18 protein-coding genes are annotated in these 17,907 nt (G+C 69.3%); 4 read left to right on the top strand and 14 right to left on the bottom strand.

Annotation, left to right across the window (positions count from 1 at the left end):
* Positions 1-2 precede the first annotated feature (2 nt).
* The 5 genes from ON34_RS04150 to ON34_RS04130 all read right to left on the bottom strand — a co-directional run bounded on the left by ON34_RS04150 (position 3) and on the right by ON34_RS04130 (position 5,603).
* Positions 3-1,037 (bottom strand): TAXI family TRAP transporter solute-binding subunit, encoded by a 1,035-nt coding sequence (locus ON34_RS04150; protein ID WP_040774512.1) that lies wholly within the window; start codon positions 1,035-1,037, stop codon positions 3-5.
* The gene (locus ON34_RS04145) at positions 1,034-2,455 is read right to left on the bottom strand and encodes a sensor histidine kinase (protein ID WP_040774510.1); all 1,422 of its coding nucleotides are present in this window, start codon (positions 2,453-2,455) and stop codon (positions 1,034-1,036) included. Before ON34_RS04145 ends, ON34_RS04150 begins: the two co-directional genes overlap by 4 nt.
* A gap of 29 nt (positions 2,456-2,484) precedes the next feature.
* On the bottom strand, positions 2,485-3,144 hold the full coding sequence (locus ON34_RS04140; protein ID WP_040774690.1) for a response regulator transcription factor: 660 nt from the start codon (positions 3,142-3,144) through the stop codon (positions 2,485-2,487).
* Positions 3,145-3,190: 46 nt separating this feature from the next.
* Positions 3,191-4,591: an MFS transporter gene (locus ON34_RS04135; RefSeq protein WP_040774508.1), complete on the bottom strand. Its 1,401-nt coding sequence runs from the start codon at positions 4,589-4,591 to the stop codon at positions 3,191-3,193.
* A 178-nt stretch (positions 4,592-4,769) separates the two neighbouring features.
* Positions 4,770-5,603, bottom strand: a complete 834-nt coding sequence (locus ON34_RS04130; protein ID WP_040774689.1) for an LLM class F420-dependent oxidoreductase — start codon at positions 5,601-5,603, stop codon at positions 4,770-4,772.
* Positions 5,604-5,776: 173 nt separating this feature from the next.
* On the opposite strand from ON34_RS04130, the gene ON34_RS04125 reads away from it, so the two are divergent.
* Complete coding sequence (locus ON34_RS04125) at positions 5,777-6,256, top strand: Hsp20/alpha crystallin family protein (RefSeq protein WP_083889144.1); 480 nt, start codon at positions 5,777-5,779, stop codon at positions 6,254-6,256.
* Between the two features lie 45 nt (positions 6,257-6,301).
* On the opposite strand, the gene truA is transcribed toward ON34_RS04125, so the two are convergent.
* From truA to infA, 8 genes are all read right to left on the bottom strand, one after another.
* Positions 6,302-7,132, bottom strand: a complete 831-nt coding sequence (gene truA / locus ON34_RS04120) for a tRNA pseudouridine(38-40) synthase TruA (RefSeq protein WP_040774688.1) — start codon at positions 7,130-7,132, stop codon at positions 6,302-6,304.
* Positions 7,133-7,438: 306 nt separating this feature from the next.
* Positions 7,439-7,945, bottom strand: a complete 507-nt coding sequence (gene rplQ / locus ON34_RS04115; RefSeq protein ID WP_040774503.1) for a 50S ribosomal protein L17 — start codon at positions 7,943-7,945, stop codon at positions 7,439-7,441.
* Between the two features lie 50 nt (positions 7,946-7,995).
* Positions 7,996-9,054 (bottom strand): DNA-directed RNA polymerase subunit alpha, encoded by a 1,059-nt coding sequence (locus ON34_RS04110; RefSeq protein WP_039796155.1) that lies wholly within the window; start codon positions 9,052-9,054, stop codon positions 7,996-7,998.
* A 149-nt stretch (positions 9,055-9,203) separates the two neighbouring features.
* Entirely contained in the window at positions 9,204-9,809 is a 606-nt protein-coding gene (gene rpsD / locus ON34_RS04105) for a 30S ribosomal protein S4 (RefSeq protein WP_040774500.1), read from the bottom strand.
* Between the two features lie 20 nt (positions 9,810-9,829).
* A complete protein-coding gene (gene rpsK / locus ON34_RS04100; RefSeq protein ID WP_039795647.1) occupies positions 9,830-10,243 on the bottom strand; it encodes a 30S ribosomal protein S11 in 414 nt (137 codons plus the stop codon).
* A gap of 9 nt (positions 10,244-10,252) precedes the next feature.
* The gene (gene rpsM / locus ON34_RS04095; protein ID WP_039795645.1) at positions 10,253-10,624 is read right to left on the bottom strand and encodes a 30S ribosomal protein S13; all 372 of its coding nucleotides are present in this window, start codon (positions 10,622-10,624) and stop codon (positions 10,253-10,255) included.
* A gap of 247 nt (positions 10,625-10,871) precedes the next feature.
* Entirely contained in the window at positions 10,872-10,985 is a 114-nt protein-coding gene (gene rpmJ / locus ON34_RS04090; protein ID WP_011207363.1) for a 50S ribosomal protein L36, read from the bottom strand.
* Between the two features lie 112 nt (positions 10,986-11,097).
* Entirely contained in the window at positions 11,098-11,319 is a 222-nt protein-coding gene (gene infA, locus ON34_RS04085) for a translation initiation factor IF-1 (RefSeq protein WP_003418601.1), read from the bottom strand.
* A 683-nt stretch (positions 11,320-12,002) separates the two neighbouring features.
* Between infA and ON34_RS37370 the strand changes: the two genes are divergently transcribed.
* Positions 12,003-15,785, top strand: coding sequence for a MinD/ParA family ATP-binding protein (locus ON34_RS37370; protein WP_245547878.1), 3,783 nt, complete (start codon positions 12,003-12,005; stop codon positions 15,783-15,785).
* A 37-nt stretch (positions 15,786-15,822) separates the two neighbouring features.
* Here the strand turns inward: ON34_RS37370 and ON34_RS04075 are convergent, their stop codons facing one another.
* The gene (locus ON34_RS04075) at positions 15,823-16,254 is read right to left on the bottom strand and encodes a DUF4254 domain-containing protein (RefSeq protein ID WP_245547877.1); all 432 of its coding nucleotides are present in this window, start codon (positions 16,252-16,254) and stop codon (positions 15,823-15,825) included.
* Positions 16,255-16,493: 239 nt separating this feature from the next.
* Here ON34_RS04075 and ON34_RS04070 point away from each other — a divergent pair, with 239 nt between their 5' ends.
* Complete coding sequence (locus ON34_RS04070; protein ID WP_040774484.1) at positions 16,494-17,297, top strand: GntR family transcriptional regulator; 804 nt, start codon at positions 16,494-16,496, stop codon at positions 17,295-17,297.
* 3 nt (positions 17,298-17,300) lie between these two features.
* Entirely contained in the window at positions 17,301-17,906 is a 606-nt protein-coding gene (locus tag ON34_RS04065) for a GNAT family N-acetyltransferase (RefSeq protein ID WP_083889133.1), read from the top strand.
* The last annotated feature ends 1 nt before the right edge of the window (position 17,907 follow it).

Here is a 17,907-nt window from a genome sequence, read left to right as displayed (position 1 = left end):
GTTCACCCGTGCCAGCGGCGATAGACCGCGGCCGCGCCGGGATGCAGCGGGATCGAACCGCTACTGATCAGCGATCGGCCGTCGAGGAACTGGGTGCCCGCCGCCACGGTGGGCACCAGGGCGTCGGCGTGCCACACCAGCAGTTCCACGATCGATGCGGCCACCTCTTCCGGCATGGTGGTGGTGGCGAGCAGCAGGTTCGCCACGCCGATGGTGTGCACCGCCGCGCCGCCCGGATAGGCGTCGGCGGGGATCGCGACGCGGTCGTAGACCGGACCGAACCGCTCCCGCATCGGCGCGGCCAGCTCGCCCATGTCCACCAGCCGCATCCGGCTCGGCACCGCGAGCAGGGTGGTCGGCACCCCACCCGCCCACAGCAGTGCGTCCGCCTCGCCGCCCGTCAGCGCGGCCACCGCCTCGGCCAGTGGGCGATGCGAAATCGCCACGTCGACGGCGGGATCCAGGCCCGCGACCCGCAGAATCCGTTCACCGGTGAGTGCAGCGCCTGATCCTTCCGCGCCCAGACTCACCCGAGACCCGCGCAGCTCCGCGACCGAACCGATCGGGCTGTCGGAGCGCACGACCAGCTGCAGGTAGTTCTCGTACACCCGCCCCAATGCACACAGCGTCGCGGAGCGACTCGTTGAGGGGTGGTGGTCGGGCGACGGGTGGGCCAGCGTCGCGGAGCGACTCGGTGAGGGGTGGTCGGACGGCGGTTGGGCTAGCGAATCGGTGGTGTCGCGCACCGAGTCCGCGAGCGCCAGCGCGGCATCCACCTCGCCTCGGGCGAGCAGTGCCAGATTGTCCTGCGAACCGGACGTGGTGACCCGCTCGATGCGCACATCCCCGTTCTCCGCGGCGGCGGCGCCGAGCAACCCGGCGAAAGCGTGATAGAAACCGCCGACCTCACCGGACGCGAGCCGGACAGTGGCGCCGCCACCACTCCGACCGCAGCCCGCGACGCCCGCCGCGACGGCCAGCGCGAGAAAACCGCGCCTGCCGATGCCGCGCCGCGCACCGGATTCCCGACTGGTCATCGCACCTCCGCCGCGGGCAATCGGACACCGACCGCGAGACCATGCGGATGCACCGCCTCGACCGTGAGCGTGCCGCCGCGCGCCTGCGCCAGCGCCGCGGCGATCGGCAAACCGAGCCCGGAGCCACCGGCGCCGGCGGAGGAGCCGCGGAAGAAACGGGTGGTGAGCTTGTCGATCTCGTCGGCCCGCACACCGGGGCCGTCGTCGCGGACGCTGACCGCGACCCAGCCCGGCTCCGCGACGACGCTCAGCTCGGTGTGCGTGCCCGGTCCCGCGTAGCGCGTCGCGTTGCTCAGCGGCACGTCCAGGATCTGCGCGAGCACATCGGCGGGGACCGCGACCTCCGCATGCGCGGGTGCGGACGCGACGCGCAACCGCTGCCCCGCCGCCTCGAACGCCGAGCACCATGCGTCGAAGCGGTCGGCGACCACCTGGACGGCGTCGCACTGGTTGTCGGCCTCGGCGGCGCGCGTGACGTCGAACGCCGCGGGCGTTTCCGCGACGGCGAGGCTGAGCAGCCCGTCGAGCAGCGCGGTCAGGCGATCGACTTCGGCGCCCGCGCCGCGGAAGGTGCCCGCCGCGCTCGCGGGGATCGCTGGGGCCAAGGAATCGAGCCGGATGGTCAACGCGGCCAGCGGGTTGCGCATCGCATGTGCGGTGTCGGCGACGAGCTGGCGCTGCGCGTCGGCCGAATCGGCGACGGCGCGGGCCATCGCGTCGAAGGACTCCGCGACCGCCCGCATCTCCGGCGGCCCGCCGTACCTGCCCGCGATCGACACCGGCGCGACGCTGTCCGCACGCGGTTTCGGCAGCGTCGCGGTCAACTCCGCGACCGCGCGCGACAGTGCCGACAGCGGCCGCAGCACCCAGCGGCTCAGCGTCACCGCGAGCAGCATGAACAGCGCCATCGCCACCACGCCGCCCAGCACGATCACCGCCCAGGCCCGCGCGATGTCGCCGCGAGCGCGCGCCGTGGACGCTTCGATCACCACGGCGCCGTTCACCTGCACTCCGGTGCCGACCGGCCGCGCGACGAGCATGGTCGGAGCGCCCCACGGCGTCAGCTTGTCCACCGTGTGCGGACGCTGATTACGGCGCGCGGCCGCCACCGCCGCGACGATGCCGGGATCGGTCACGTCCGCCCCCGCGTTGACCGTCGTCGCGCCCCTGGCGTCGACGACCAGCACGTTCTCGCCGTACAGCTCGTGATAGCGCAGCACCTCGTCGGCCAGCGCGCGGGTGTCCCCGGCGGTGACGGCGTCGTCGGCGAGGGTGGCGAAGCGGTCGGCGTCCCCGGAGCGGGCCAGCACCAGCTGCTGGGTGCGGCTGGTCGCGATGGTCAGCGACAGCGGCACCGCGAACGCCAGCACCGCGATGGCCGCGAACACCGTCAGCGCGACGAGCAAGCGACGCCGCACGACCTACCTCCGGCCCGCGGGCAGTGCGGTCACTGCCCCCACCGATATCCGTAACCGCGGATCGTGGTGATCAGTCCCGGCCGATTCAGCTTCGCCCGCAAGCCGGTCATGTGCACGTCCAGCGAACGCGACACCGCGACGAAGGCGTCACCCCAGATGCGGTCCATCAGCTGCTGACGGCTCACCGCGGCGCCCGGCCGTTCCACCAGCGCCTCGACCAACTCGAATTCCTTCTGGGTCAACGGCACCGGCTCACCGGCCACCTCGACCACCCGGGCGCCGAGGTCGACCCGCACGTCACCGGTGACCACCACCGATCGCTCCTGCCGCGCCGCGGCCGCGGCCCGCCGCGTCACCGTCTCCAGCCGCGCGACCAGCTCCGCGATCCGCGGCGGCTTCACCAGATAGTCGTCGGCGCCGCCGCGCAGGCCGCGCACGATCGAGCGTTCGTCGCTGCGCGCGGTCAGGATCAGCACCGGCACCGAGCTCACCTCGCGCAGTCTGCGCAGCACCTGCAGGCCGTCGCCGTCGGGCAGGCCGAGGTCGAGGATGACCGCGTCGTACTCGCGATGCGCGATCAGCAGATCCGCGCCGCGGCGCTTGCGTTCGGCGCGGTAACCGCGGGCGATCAGCGCTTCGACCAGCGCGTCTCCCACGCCGTCGTCGTCCTCGACCACCGCAAGCCGCACGCGCCGATCCTCCCACAGCGGGCGGATCGGCGCGTGTGCCGGGCGGTCAGTCACGCACGGTGACCAACGGTCGTCCCGGCTCGGCCACCGCGCCGCCGGACCCGGTATCGGCGTCCGCGGTGGGCTCGCCCGCGTCGATCGTCGACGAGGTCGAGGTCTCCCGCATGAAGTAGTAGGTGACCAGGGAGACAGCGATGCACCCCGCCACGTACCAGAAGTACAGCGACTCGTGGCCCGCCTTCTTCAGCGCCAGCGCGATCGTCTCCGCGGTGCCGCCGAAGATCGCGACGGTCAGCGCGTAGGGCAGCCCCACCCCGAGCGCGCGGATCCTGGTCGGGAACAGCTCGGCCTTCACGATCGCGTTGATCGAGGTGTATCCCGTGATGATGACCAGAGCCGCCATCATCAGACCCCACGCGGCGACCGGATTGGTGGTCCGCGCGAGCACGGTCATGATCGGCACGGTCAGCACGGTGCCCGACACGCCGAAGAAGATCAGCAGCTTGCGCCGCCCCACCCGGTCCGACAGGGCACCGGCCAACGGCTGCAGCACCACGAAGACCAGCAACGCGATGAAGTTGATCCACGCCACGGTCGACTTGGAGATGCCGGAGGTGTTGATCATGAACTTCTGCATGTAGGTCGTGTAGGTGTAGAACGCGACCGTTCCGCCCAGCGTCAGCCCGATCACGAGCAGACATTCCCGCGGGTAGCGCAGCAGGATGCGCAGCGAACCGCGCGAGTTGCGCCCCGGGGAAGCCTCCGCGGCCTGCGCCGGCGTCTGCCCGGATGCGGCGCGGAACTGCTCGGACTCGTCCATGCCGCGCCGCAGCCACATCACGATCAGCGCACCGGCAGCGCCGATCACGAAGGGAATCCGCCAGCCCCAGTCGTTCATCTGGGCCGCGTCGAGGAACTGCTGCAACACGATCTGCACGCCCAGCGCGACGAGCTGTCCGGCCACCAGCGTCACGTACTGGAAGCTGGAGTAGAACCCGCGCCTGCCCGCCGAGGCCACCTCGGACAGGTACGTCGCGCTGGTGGCGTACTCGCCGCCGACCGACAGACCCTGGAGCAACCGGGCGACCAGCAGCAGCGCCGGGGCGGCCAGGCCGATGCTCTGATAGCCGGGCGTCACCGCGATCAGCAGGGAACCGGCCGCCATCACGGTCACCGAGAGGGTCAGCGCCGATCGGCGCCCGAACCGGTCCGCGTAACGGCCCAGCGCCCACCCGCCGATCGGGCGCATCAGGAAGCCGACCGCGAAGACGGCGGCGGTGGACAGCAACTGCGCTGTCGGGTCGTCCTTGGGGAAGAACGTCTTCGCGAAGTACACGCTGAACGCGGCGTAGACATACCAGTCGTACCACTCGACGAGGTTGCCGATGGAACCGCGCAAAACATTCGCGACCACTCGGCGCTCGCCCACGGGCTGTGTCGTAGTCACAAGATCTCCTTCTTTCGACGCCCCATCGCGTCGTCGAGATCAGTGTGTCGGCAGTCACAAGAACCGCGGAATGGCTCTCGATCGTTCCTAACACTCCCTTAGGACGATCGCCGCGAGGCGGGAGAAAAGGTCCGGCCCTCGGCGGATGCCGAGGGCCGGAGGAGACTCGAATCGACGCTCAGGATCGCGCGGTGAGCAGCGGTGCGAGGGTGCGCAGCGCGGCGAGGTAGTTGTCGCCGAGGATCTGCACCGCGACGTGGTCGGCGCCGGCGTCCAGATGTTCCGACAGCCGGGCGACGATCCGCTCCGGCGTGCCGTGCGCGATGACGGCGTCGAACAGCCGGTCGCTGGGCGGGGTGGTGAGATCGGCGTCGGTGAAACCGAATCGGCGCAGGTTCGACACGTAGTTGGTCAGGCCAAGATAGAACCCGACGGTCTCGTCGGCGACGGTGTGCGCCGTACGAGCGTCGTCGGTCAGCACCACCTTGTGCTCGGTCGCCAGCAACGCGTCCGGGCCGACGATCTCGCGCGCCTTCGCCGTGTGCGCCGACGGCACGAAGTACGGCAGCGGGCCCGCGGACCGCTCGGCGGCCAGTTTCAGCACGCGCGGCCCGAGTGCCGCCACCGCGCGACGCTCGGCGGGCACACCCGCCGCGTCCAGTTCGTCGAGGTACTCCACCAGCGCGTCGTAGGGCTTGCGGTACTCACCGGTGTGCTCGGGGTGGCCCGCACCGATGCCGAGCAGGAACCGGCCGGGGAACCGCGCCTCGATCCGATGGAAGGAGTCGGCCGCTTCCTTCGCCGACACTGCCCAGATATTCACGATGCTGCTTGCCACGGTGATCGTTTCGGTCGCCTCCAGCAGCGGTTCGACCACCGCCAGATCCGCCGGCGGCGAGGCTCCCAACCACAGCGTGCCGTAACCCAGCTGCTCCAACTCCCGCGCGTCCTGCGGGCTGAACCCGTTGTACGCGCGCCACACTCCGACCCGTCCGAGACTCTCGAATGCCATGTCCGGAGCCAACACTGGTCCGCGGACGGCTATTCCGGGTCGGTGGACGACGCGCCACTTCGCCCCAACAGGACGAAGCGAGCTCGACAGGAGCGAGCTACCGTGAAAATTGCACAGCTATCGGCGCCCGCCGCCGTGGCAGGCGTCACCACTAGGAAATGGAGGTGATCGCTGTGATCAGATTCGATCCATTCCATGACATCGACACCGTCGCCCGCCAGTTGCTCGGCGAAACAACCGGAACGGCTCGCGCACCGCGATTCATGCCGATGGATCTTTTCAAAGCGGGAGATCACTACGTGTTGAACGCGGACCTGCCCGGGGTCGACCCCGGCTCGATCGATGTCAGTGTCGACAGCGGCACGCTCACCCTCCGCGCGCAGCGCACCGTTCCGAGTGAGGAAGGCGTCCAGTGGATCGCCTCCGAGCGCTTCGCGGGCACCTTCATGCGTCAGCTGTCCCTCGGCGAGAACGTGGACGCCGACCGGATCAGCGCGACCTACAACAACGGTGTGCTGTCGGTGACGATCCCCATCGCCGAGCGCGCCAAGCCGCGCCGCATCTCGATCTCCGGGGCGTCCCAGGAACCGAGGACGATCGAAGCATCGACGCAGTCCCAGCAGTCGCCGCAACCTGGGCAAGCCTCGAAGTGACCGCCGCGCTACCCGCACCCGCGCATGGGTGCGGGTAGTCCTTTGTCAATCGCCGCAGCAACCCGCGTCCGGGACCGGGACCGACCGCATCTCACGCGTCTGCGCGTTGCGGGCGGCCAGCTCACCGTCCGCGGGATAGTCGACGCCGATCAGACTCAGGCCGTGGGCGGGAGCGACGGTGACCGCGCTGGACCGCTCCGTCTGGCGCAACAGCTCGCTCACCCATTGCGGACCGCGGCGCCTCTCGCCGACCGCGAGCACCGCGCCGACCAGGCTACGAACCATCGACCAGCAGAACGCGTCGGCGCTGACGTAGGCGAGCAGCAGCTCACCCTCCCGCACCCAGTCGAACCGCTGCAGCTCGCGGACCGTCGTCGCGCCGTCCCTGCGGCGGCAGAACGCGGCGAAATCATGCAGACCCAGCAGTTCTCGCGACGCAGCGCGCATGGCCGCCAAGTCGACGCCCGACCGGCACGCGACCACGCTGCGCGCCTGCAACGGCTCCGCGCCGTACGGTGCGGTGGTCAATCGGTAGACGTAGTGGCGGCGGACGGCGGAGAACCGGGCGTCGAACTCCGGCGGGACCAGCCGCGCCTGCCTGATCCGCACATCCTTCGGGAGGAACCGCGCCATCCGGTGCACCAGCTTGTCCGCGTCCAGGTCGCCGGACGTGTCGAAATGCGCGACCTGTCCCTCGGCGTGCACGCCCGCGTCCGTGCGCCCCGCCACGGTCAGCTGGATCGGCTCACGGAACACCTTGCTCAGCGAGTCCTCCAAGACCCCCTGCACGGTGCGCAGGCCCGGCTGTCGCGCCCATCCGAGGAAATCGGTGCCATCGTAGGAGATGTCCAGCCGAACCCGCGCCGTCGATCGCATGGCATCCTGTGCCGCTGCGGCCGCATCCGGCGTTCGCCCTGCGTCGAACAGCGCCGACCCGGGAGCCGATTCCGACGGCACGATCGAATCCACCGTATCCGCCACGCTCACGACCTCCCCTCACCGACGCTCAGCTCCGTCGTGCGCGACCGGACGCTGTGCCGTCGGTTCACTCGCTGACGCTCGCCCACAACGATCTCCTCGACAACACGAACAAGCCCGCCGACCCGGGAACGGGTGGGCGGGCTCGTTCGAGAACTCCGACGGGATGTCGGAGACCACCCCGCACAACGCGCGGGGAGGATCTCAGGCGTCCTTCTTGTACTCGGCCACCCCGTCGCCAACCGAAGCAACGGCCTCGTCGACCTTCTCCTCGACGACCTCGGCGGCCGGAGCCTCCTCGGTCTTCTTCGACGCGGCGACGCGGCGAGCGCGATCGGCCTCGTTGGTCACGGTCTTCTCCCGGACCAGCTCGATGATCGCCATCGGCGCGTTGTCACCCTTGCGCGGCAGCGTCTTGGTGATGCGGGTGTAGCCACCCTCGCGCCCCTCGAACGACGGGCCGATCTGCTCGAAGAGCGAGTGCACGACGTCCTTGTTGCGGATCACCTTGAGCACCTCGCGACGGTCGGCCAGCGTGCCGGCCTTCGCCTTGGTGATCAGCTTCTCCGCGTACGGGCGCACGGCCTTGGCCTTGGCCTCGGTGGTGGTGATCCGGCCGTGCTCGAAGAGCGCCGTGGCCAGATTGGCGAAGATCGCCTTCTGGTGCGTCGCCGACCCGCCGAAGCGGGCACCCTTCTTGGGCTTGGGCATTGTGTGGTTCTCCTTGTGAGAGGCCGGTCCGGGGAGCCTACCCCGACGGCCTAGAGCTGTTCGGTTTCGGCGTAGTCCTGCTCGCCGCCATCGGTGTCACTGAACGTGCCGCTGTCGCTCCACGTCCCGGTGCTCGCGTCGTAGCCGACCACGCTGGACGGATCGAACGACGCCGGGCTGTCCTTCAGCGAGAGGCCGAGCGCGTGCAGCTTGACCTTGACCTCGTCGATGGACTTCTGGCCGAAGTTGCGAATGTCCAGCAGATCCGACTCGGTGCGGGCGACCAGCTCGCCCACCGTGTGCACACCCTCGCGCTTGAGGCAGTTGTAGGACCGGACGGTGAGGTCCAGGTCTTCGATCGGCAGACCGAACGAGGCGATGTGGTCCGCCTCGGCCGGCGAGGGGCCGATCTCGATGCCTTCGGCTTCGACGTTCAGCTCGCGGGCCAGGCCGAAGAGCTCGACCAGGGTCTTGCCCGCCGAGGCGAGCGCGTCCCGCGCGCTGATGGAGTTCTTGGTCTCCACGTCCAGGATGAGCCGGTCGAAGTCGGTGCGCTGCTCGACACGGGTGGCCTCGACCTTGTAGGTCACCTTGAGCACCGGCGAGTAGATCGAGTCCACCGGGATCCGGCCGATTTCCGCGCCGGACGCCTTGTTCTGCACGGCGGGGACGTAACCGCGACCGCGCTCGACGACGAGCTCGATCTCCAGCTTGCCCTTGTCGTTCAGGGTGGCGATGTGCATGTCCGGGTTGTGCACCACGACGCCGCTGGGCGGGACGATGTCACCGGCGGTGACGGTGCCAGGGCCCTGCTTGCGCACGTACATCGTGACCGGCTCGTCCTCCTCCGAGGACACGACCAGGCCCTTGAGGTTCAGGATGATGTCGGTGACATCCTCCTTCACCCCGGGAACGGTGGTGAACTCGTGCAGGACGCCGTCGATGCGGATGCTCGTGACCGCGGCCCCCGGAATCGAGGACAGCAGGGTACGCCGCAGCGAGTTGCCGAGGGTGTAACCGAAGCCCGGCTCGAGCGGTTCGATGGTGAACTTCGAGCGATTCTCGGCGACGACCTCTTCGGTCAGCGTCGGACGCTGTGAAATCAGCATTAGGATCATCCTCCTTTTTGGGCGCCCGCTATTTGACGCCTCGTCTCAGGGGTTGTGCGTGATCGCCCGATATCCGGGTGATCACGCACCAGCAGCACGGTGCTGTGCGCGTATGCCGCCCCGGGTATCCAGGGCGGCTCGCCGAGCGGCTACTTGGAGTAGTACTCGACGATCAGCTGTTCCTGCAGCGGCACATCGATCTGGGCGCGCTCCGGCAGCTGATGGACCAGGATCCGCAGCCGGCCCGGGATCACCTGCAGCCAGCCCGGAACCGGGCGCTCGCCGAGGGTCTCCCGCGCCACCTGGAACGGCAGCGTGCCGAGCGACTTCTCCTTGACATCGATGATGTCGTACTGGGTCACCTGGAAGCTGGGAACGTCGACCTTCTTGTTGTTCACCAGGAAGTGACCGTGGCTGACCAGCTGGCGGGCCTGCCTGCGGGTGCGGGCCAGACCGGCGCGGTACACCACGTTGTCCAGGCGGGTCTCGAGCAGGCGAAGCAGGTTGTCACCGGTCTTGCCCTTGAGGCGGTTGGCCTCCTCGTAGTACCGGCGGAACTGCTTCTCCATGACGCCGTAGGAGAAGCGGGCCTTCTGCTTCTCCTGCAGCTGGAGCAGGTACTCGCTCTCCTTGATCCGCGCGCGGCCGTGCTGGCCGGGCGGGTAGGGGCGACGCTCGAACGCCTGGTCGCCTCCGACGAGGTCGACACGCAGACGACGCGACTTGCGGGTGATAGGGCCTGTGTAACGAGCCATTGTTCGCTGTTCCTTTCCCGCTAGACGCGACGCCGCTTGGGCGGACGGCAGCCGTTGTGCGGCTGCGGGGTGACATCGGAGATCGTGCCCACCTCGAGGCCGGCGGCCTGCAGCGAGCGGATCGCGGTCTCGCGGCCCGAACCCGGGCCCTTCACGAACACGTCGACCTTCTTCACACCGTGTTCCTGCGCCTTGCGGGCGGCGTTCTCGGCGGCGAGCTGCGCGGCGAACGGGGTCGACTTGCGCGAGCCCTTGAAGCCGACGTGACCGGACGACGCCCAGGAGATGACGTTGCCGTTCGGGTCGGTGATCGACACGATCGTGTTGTTGAACGTGCTCTTGATGTGCGCGTTGCCGTGCGGGACGTTCTTCTTGTCCCGGCGACGCGACTTCTGGGTCTTCTTCGGGCCCGCGGCCCGACTCTTCGGAGGCATCGGTTATCCCTACTTCTTCTTGCCGGCGACGGTGCGCTTCGGGCCCTTGCGGGTGCGCGCGTTGGTCTTGGTGCGCTGGCCACGCACGGGCAGGCCACGACGGTGGCGCAGGCCCTGGTAGCAGCCGATCTCGATCTTGCGGCGAATATCGGCCTGCACCTCGCGGCGCAGGTCACCCTCGACCTTGAACTCGGAAGCCTCGATGTAGTCACGCAGCTTCGTGAGATCGTCGTCGCTGAGGTCCTTCGAACGCAGGTCCGGGCTGACGCCGGTGGCCTCGAGGATCTCCTTGGAGCGGGTACGGCCAATGCCGAAAATGTAGGTCAGTGCGATCTCCATGCGCTTCTCGCGCGGGAGGTCGACGCCCATGAGACGTGCCATCTGGCAGTTTCCTTAATCGTTGCGGAGGTCTGCTCCCTGTCCGTCCCCTCGTCTTGTGGGGCACCGGCCTCCGAACCGGTGGTAGGCACGCACGCCCCAGGGCGAACCCTGAATTTCCGCAGCGTGCGGCTGGTGCTGGGAGTTCTTCTGTGCCAATCCGAACTGCGGTTCGGTGCTTGGCTGGTGTCGCGTCGAGCGGCGCCGTCGGCAAGCCTCGGGCGTGGTGCGAGGTCGCCCTCGCCTCCGCTCAGCCCTGACGCTGCTTGTGGCGCAGGTTGTCGCAGATCACCATGACCCGGCCGTGGCGGCGGATCACCTTGCACTTCTCGCAGATCTTCTTGACGCTCGGCTGAACCTTCACGTCCGTCCAATCTGTTGTGGTTCACACGGGTGTGAACACAGTTTTTCCCCAGTCGGCGACTGGGGAAGTCTCTTTTTCGTCGACCGTCACGTGAGCAGGGACGCCCACTCGATCACTTGTAGCGGTATACGATCCGGCCACGCGACAGGTCGTAGGGCGAGAGCTCGACGACCACACGGTCCTCGGGGAGGATGCGAATGTAGTGCTGCCGCATCTTCCCGCTGATGTGCGCGAGAACCTTGTGCCCGTTCTCGAGCTCGATCCGGAACATCGCATTGGGCAGCGGTTCGACAACTCGACCCTCGACCTCGATGGCCCCGTCCTTTTTCGCCATATCCTCCGCGATCCCGGTTACGCTCAACCTGGTTTGTCTGCCTGACGTCTGCTTGTATGGACCGACCGCTCGCACACAAACAGGCGGCGCATGGGTGCACCGCCGCTCCAGCTTACCGATCAGTTCCGGATCGAGCAAAAATGCCTCCCTGTATACCCCCGTCGCCAGGGGTTTCGCAGCCACCTTCCCACCCATGGCGAGGGTCGGGTCCGGTACCGCGACGGTGGCATGTTGTCGCGTAAACTGGCCGCTGTCCAGGTATTTGGGTCGAATCGAGCAGATCGAGGGGGACGCATGAGCGAGCGCAGCGAGCGAACGATGTACACAGCCGCCCGCGCTCGCGCCGGAGCCGAGCGCCAGCGAGGCGCAGGCATGACCGCGCGACGCGAGCCAGCTATGAGCACAGTGCCCGTCGTCATGGCCGAGCCCAGCGCCAGCGAGGTGGCGTCGTGAACCAGCGTAGCGAGCGTGCCGGGAACACAGCGCCCGCGATCCCGGCCGAGCGGAACGCCCGTGAGGTGGCGTCGTGAGCGAGCGTCAGCGAGTGCACCGAGGAGATAGCGCGCCCTCGCGCACGACGGAACCGAGCGCCGACGAGGCGGAGGCGTGAGCGTGCGTAGCGAGCGAGCCGGGAACACAGCGCCCACGATCCCGCCCGAGCCGAACGCTAGCGAGGCGAAGTCGTGACTCGTAACAACAACGACCTGCCCATGCTGCCGCCGTGGCTGTCCGAGAGCGACGTCGCACAGTCCGGCTACGAAGCACCGGTACAGAACCTCCCGCACGACGAGCTCATCGAGGAAACGCCCAGCCGCAGACGCGGCCGGTTCCGGAACCGGGCACCCGAAGCGGAACGCCCGGAAGCCGCCCGCCCGGACAAGCGCCGCAAAGGCTGGCGCCGCGACAAGCAGGAACCCTCCGATGAGGGAGTGCAGCAGAGCGCGCCGCCCTCCGCGCCAGGACCGGACGGGCCTGCGCCGGGTCCGCTACCGCACGACTCGTGGCAGCAAAGCGCCTATGAGCAGGCGCCGCCGCGTGCGAACGGCGCGTGGGGCGCCCCGCACCAGCCCGCCGACGCCGCCCCGCAGCCGCTGCCCACCCGCAATCCTTCGCAGCCCTCGCCCGGGTTCCAGCCGCTGGGCAGCCGAGCCGGCGAAACGCCGGTGCCGAACGACTGGTCGGCGCCGCAGCAGGCAGGCAGGCCGGATCTGCCGCCGCCACCGCTGCCGGACCCGCCGCGGCAACCGAACGACGAGCGCCCCGCCCCGCCCCGCGAGCACCCCGGACCGTCGACGGACGGGGGCGCCAGCGAACGGACCACCGGACCGGATCGGCCTCCACTCGGCCCGCAACCGAGCCAGTGGCCGTCCACCGGCAATCCCCGGCTCGACGCCGCCCTCTCCGCAGTGCTGCCGAATCACTGGCCGGCCACGCCGCCGACCAATCAGATGCCCACGCCACCGAACGACAGCCGTCCGGTCGCACCGCCCACGGGCACCGCCCAGACCGGCGCGGAGCCACACATCGGGCCGGGCAACCAGCATCCGGCGACGCCACCGACCAACCAGATGCCCACGCCACCGAACGACAGCCGTCCGGTCGCACCGCCCACGGGCACCGCCCAGACCGGCGCGGAGCCACACATCGGGCCGGGCAACCAGCATCCGGCGACGCCGCCGACTGGTCCGAACCAGGCGTGGCCGACCAGCACCCACCCGGCAGCGGCCACCGGTGACCAGTCGGCACCGCCACAAGGCGGACGTCCCGGCATACCGCAGACCAGTGCGGACAACGACGCGTGGCAGGCGGGAAGCGGAACTTCGACCAGCGCGGATCCCATGGCCCGGCAGGATCGGAGTGAACCGGCACCGCCGACCGGCGAGCAGCACGCGGCATCAGCCTGGACCATCCCTCCGGTGCCGTATACCGGCGGAGCCCCCGTCGGGCCACCGGCCGATGAGCATTCCGCCCTGCGGACCGGATACGGCCCGGCGCCCACCGGCGAAAACGCGCCTGCCGCTGATGACCGGGCACACCCGACGGGTGATCAGTCCGCGACGCCGCCGGTCGGTGCGCGTCCCGCAACGCCGACAGCTCAGGCCGCGCCGTCTTCGTCCGCGTCCACCGGTGGTCTCGCCACGACGGGTTCGGATGGTCCGCCACCGTGGCTCGCCGCACCACCGCCCGAGCAGACGGCTGCTTCGACGACGGACGCGCCGCGCCGCCTCCCGCCGCTGCCCGATCCGCCCGCGCCGCACGAGCGCCCGCAGAGTGGTGCGCCCGGCGAACCGGAAACGCCGCCACCGCACGAGGAGCGGCTGTCCGCACCCGACCGAGGCGCTCCGCCGCCCTGGCTCGGTCCCAGCGCACCCACGCAGGCGGGCCGACCCGGTCTTCCGCCCGCGCCGAACGAGACCGAGGCCGATCAGGCAGGGGCCCTGACGTCCGCCGACAGCCCCCCATCGGACCACGCACCCGAACCCCGGGTGCGCGCCGATCGCCGACCGGCCTCGAACCTGTCGCCCGCGGACCGCACCGGAACCGAACCGGCTTCGTCGGCTTCGCCGTCCGCTTCCGGTCCGCACGCCGTGCACGGCGGGATCGGTTCCGTGCCAACGGCACCCGAAACCGCGTCGGCGACCGCCAGCCAATCGAGCACCGCACCGCAAGGCACCGCACCACACGGCACCGTGCCCCAAAGCGCCGCACCACACGGCCCTGCACCGCAAAGCGCCGCACCACACGGCACCGCACCACACGGCACCGCACCGCAAAGCGCCGCGCCGCAAGGCATGCCGCCGCAAGGCACAGCACCCCAAGGCACGGCCTCGCAAGGCACAGCGCCCCAAGGCACGGCGTCGACCAGCGAGGTGATCGGGCAGCCGAAAACAGCGGCGAATCCGCTGAGCCCGCAACGGGATCTGGGTGCCGCGGCCTCAGGCTGGACGAGTGCCGCGGAAGTCGGCGCCGCTTCGGCACGGCCGGTCGGCGGACGGCACCGGCTGCCCACCGAGACGAGCGAGCTGCCGGTCCCCCAGACTCCGGTCGAACAGGCGCCACGTTTCGATCAGCAACCGGTAGCCCAGCGGCAGACCGATACGACCCACGGCCAAGCGGGCAACCTCGCGCCGGGTTCGCACGCTCCGGCTGACTTCGCCAGCGAACATTCCGGCTACGCACCGCAGTCCGGTGCTGGCCAGGCACCGGTTGCGCCGCAGCAGGCTCCTACCGACCACTGGCGCGACACCACCCACCCCGGCACCGGACCGGCCGAATCGACCGGGCAGCCTGCCCCGTTCACGGGTGGGCAGGCACCGGTCGGCGAGCCAGCCGACCAATGGCGCCAGGTCGCCGAGCAGAACCCCGCACCGGGCAGCCAGGCGGCGCCCTATTCCGCGCCGCCCGCACAGCACCAGCACCCCCGAATCCAGGACGACGGACAAGCCGCACAGGCGGATGGCGGGCAATGGGGCACTCCGCAGCGCTACGCGCAGCCCCCTGCCCAGCAGCCGAACGCGCAGCAGGGCACGCCGTTCCAGCAGCCGTCGCTGGACAACGTGCCGTTGCGGCGGGCCAAGCGGGCGCCGGGATCCGGATGGCGCAAGGCCGTGCATCACGTGTCCGGCGGCGCGATCAACCCGGGCATGTCGGCCGAAGAGCGCAGACTCCAGGAACTGGTCGCGCGGATCAGGCAGCCGGTCCGCGGCGATTACCGCATCGCGGTGCTCTCGCTCAAGGGCGGTGTCGGAAAGACCACCACCACAATGGGTCTCGGATCGATCTTCGCGTCGATCCGCGGCGACCGGGTGATCGCGGTGGACGCCAACCCGGACTTCGGCACGCTGTCGCAGCGGGTGCCGCTGCAGACTCGCTCGACCGTGCGCGATCTGCTGCTCGACCCATCGATCCAGCGGTATTCGGACGTGCGCAGACACACCTCGCAAGGCACCAGCCGACTGGAAGTGCTTGCCAGCGAACGAGATCCGGCCGCATCGGAGGCGTTCAGCGACGAGGAATACCGCGCGGTGGCCAGCATCCTGCAACGGTTCTACAACATCATCCTCACCGACTGCGGCACCGGGCTGATGCATTCGGCGATGACCGGGGTTCTCGACCTGGCGCATTCGCTGGTGCTGATCTCCTCGGCGGCGATCGATGGCGCCCGCAGCGCCGCCGCCACACTGGACTGGCTATCGCTGCACGGTCACGATCACCTGGTGCGCAACGCGGTGGTAGTGATCAACCTGCCACGCGAGGGATCACCGAATGTCGGCATCCAGCAGCTGCGCGAGTACTTCCTCTCGCGTTGCCGCGCGGTGCATATCATCCCGTACGACCAGCACCTGTCCGAAGGCGCCGAGATCGATCTGCACCGGCTGCACAAGCAGACCAAGCGGGCCTACGTCGAGCTGGCCGCGACCGTCGCCGACGATTTCGCCACCGATCGCCGCCGCTACCACCCTTGACGCCGGCCGGAGCCGACCCGGCCGGCGTCGAGTCGGCTCACCACTCGGGCAGACGCCGCCGGCCCGCCATGACGTCGCGCACCAGATCGTCGTAGGCGTCGGCGAGTTCGGCGAGATGATGCCACGCGTTGTGCAACAGATCGTCGTGCGCGTCCAACGTCATCAACGCGTGGTGTGCCCGCACCGAGGACTCGGCGAGGCGGTCGATCACCGCGCCCACCGTCTCGGTGTGCAAGGTGGCGCCGAGCCGATGCTGCGGCACGTTGCGCACCACCCAGTCGTCGATCGCCATCACCAACTCGATTCTGCGACGCTCGATTTCGCGGATCACCGCGACGGAGGTGTCCACCGAACCGCCCCGACCGACGAGCCGGCGTTCATGCAGTACCGCCAGGTCACGGGCGAACCAGAGCAGCGGACCGCCGACCACGCGGTGGCCGCGACACGCCCGAACTAGTAGATCGGACATAGGAAGTAGTCCCGGTGCCGAAGAACGCACCGAAGGATCGACACACCGTGATGTGCCGGGAAGGGCCATTACGACCGTTGTATCCGAACCTGCCACGTTGCCTCGCCGTCATCGCCGCACAACACCGGATCAGGACGTTCATTACAATAAACCTCTGAAGTCGCCTGTCAAGCGTTACCCGGCCGTAGGGAGTCACGGAGAGTACACTTCGTTACCTGCACGACCAACCGAGGAGCAAGATGGCGGACGGTCCGACGTATCACCGGATCGCAGACCTCCTCCGCGAGGAGATCCGCGCAGCCAAGTGGAAGCCGGGCGATCGACTGCCCAGTCATTCCGAGCTTGCCGATCAAATGCAGGTCTCGATTACCACCGCCCGCAACGCCATCCAGGTATTGGTGACCGAAAACCTCGTCTATACAGCTACTTCCCGCGGAACCATCGTTCGAAACCAGGAAGTGCTGGAATCGGTGGTCACCGACCATATCCGCCCCGACCGGCCGAAGACCGAGCACGACATCTTCGAGGAGATCGCGCGGGCGGCGAACCGGGAGCCGTCGAAGGAGTTCAGCGCGAAGATGGAGCCGGCTAGCCGCGAGGTGGCGTCCTGGCTCGGCGTAGCACCGGACTCCTGGGTACTGGCCAGGACGGTGGTGCAGTACTTGGACCATGAGCCCTGGTCCTGGGAGGTCAGCTTCTATCCCCGAGATCTGGCCGAGGCCACCGGAATCGACTCCCCGCACGATATTCCGGAAGGCACCACTCGCCGCCTCGCCGACCGAGGCCACGCGGAGACCGCGCACCGCGACACTCTGGTCGCCCGGCCCGCCACCGCCGAGGAAGCCGTGGTGCTCGGCGTAGCCCCGGGCACCGTCCTGCTCGACCACCTGCGGATCGGCGCCACCCACGAAAGAGTCACTCGCGCCACCCGTCATCGCTCGCTCGCCACCGGCAACCGCCTGGCCTACGAACTCGGCGACAGCGAAGGCACGGCTGTCATCCGGGCCACGCTCGCCAGGTCGCACAAGCTCGGTCCGGCGTAAACCATGACCATCGTGCTCCGCCAAGCGACGCTCGGCGATCTCGGCCTGATCTGCCGCCTGCGTGTCCAGCGCACGGCGTGGCTCACCGCGCGCGGCTCCGACCAGTGGACGGTCGCCGGACGCGGCCTGCCCATCGAGATCTTCGCTCGCGCGGTCGGCCGGTCACTGGACGCGGGCGAGACGTGGATCGCCGAGATCGCCGGCGAACCGGCGGGCACCATCACGGTCAACGACCGCGCCGATACCGGGCTGTGGTCGCCGTGGGAACTCGACGACGCGGTGATCGTCCACTTCATGATCGTCGACCTGCGCTTCGCCGGCCAGCACGTGGGCCACCACTTGCTCGCCCACGCGGGAACGCTTGCCCGCCAAAAGCAGCGCGAGTGGGTCCGGCTTGATTGCTGGACCACCAATACCTGCCTGCACGACTACTACCGCTCGGCGGGATTCCGGCTGGTCCGCATCGCAGGGCCGCCGACGCAGGGACCCTCCCGCGCGTTGTTCGAGCGCAGGGCCGACAGCTGGGACCAAGCGCTGCCCGTGCCGGTCTCCGCCATCGGCCGTCCGGACTATTCGGTCACACTGGGACCGCCGCGACCGAACAACTGAC

It is taken from the genome of Nocardia pneumoniae NBRC 100136 (assembly GCF_000308755.1).
GTDB classification, from domain to species: domain Bacteria; phylum Actinomycetota; class Actinomycetes; order Mycobacteriales; family Mycobacteriaceae; genus Nocardia; species Nocardia pneumoniae.
This window is presented reverse-complemented; position numbering and strand designations above follow the sequence as displayed.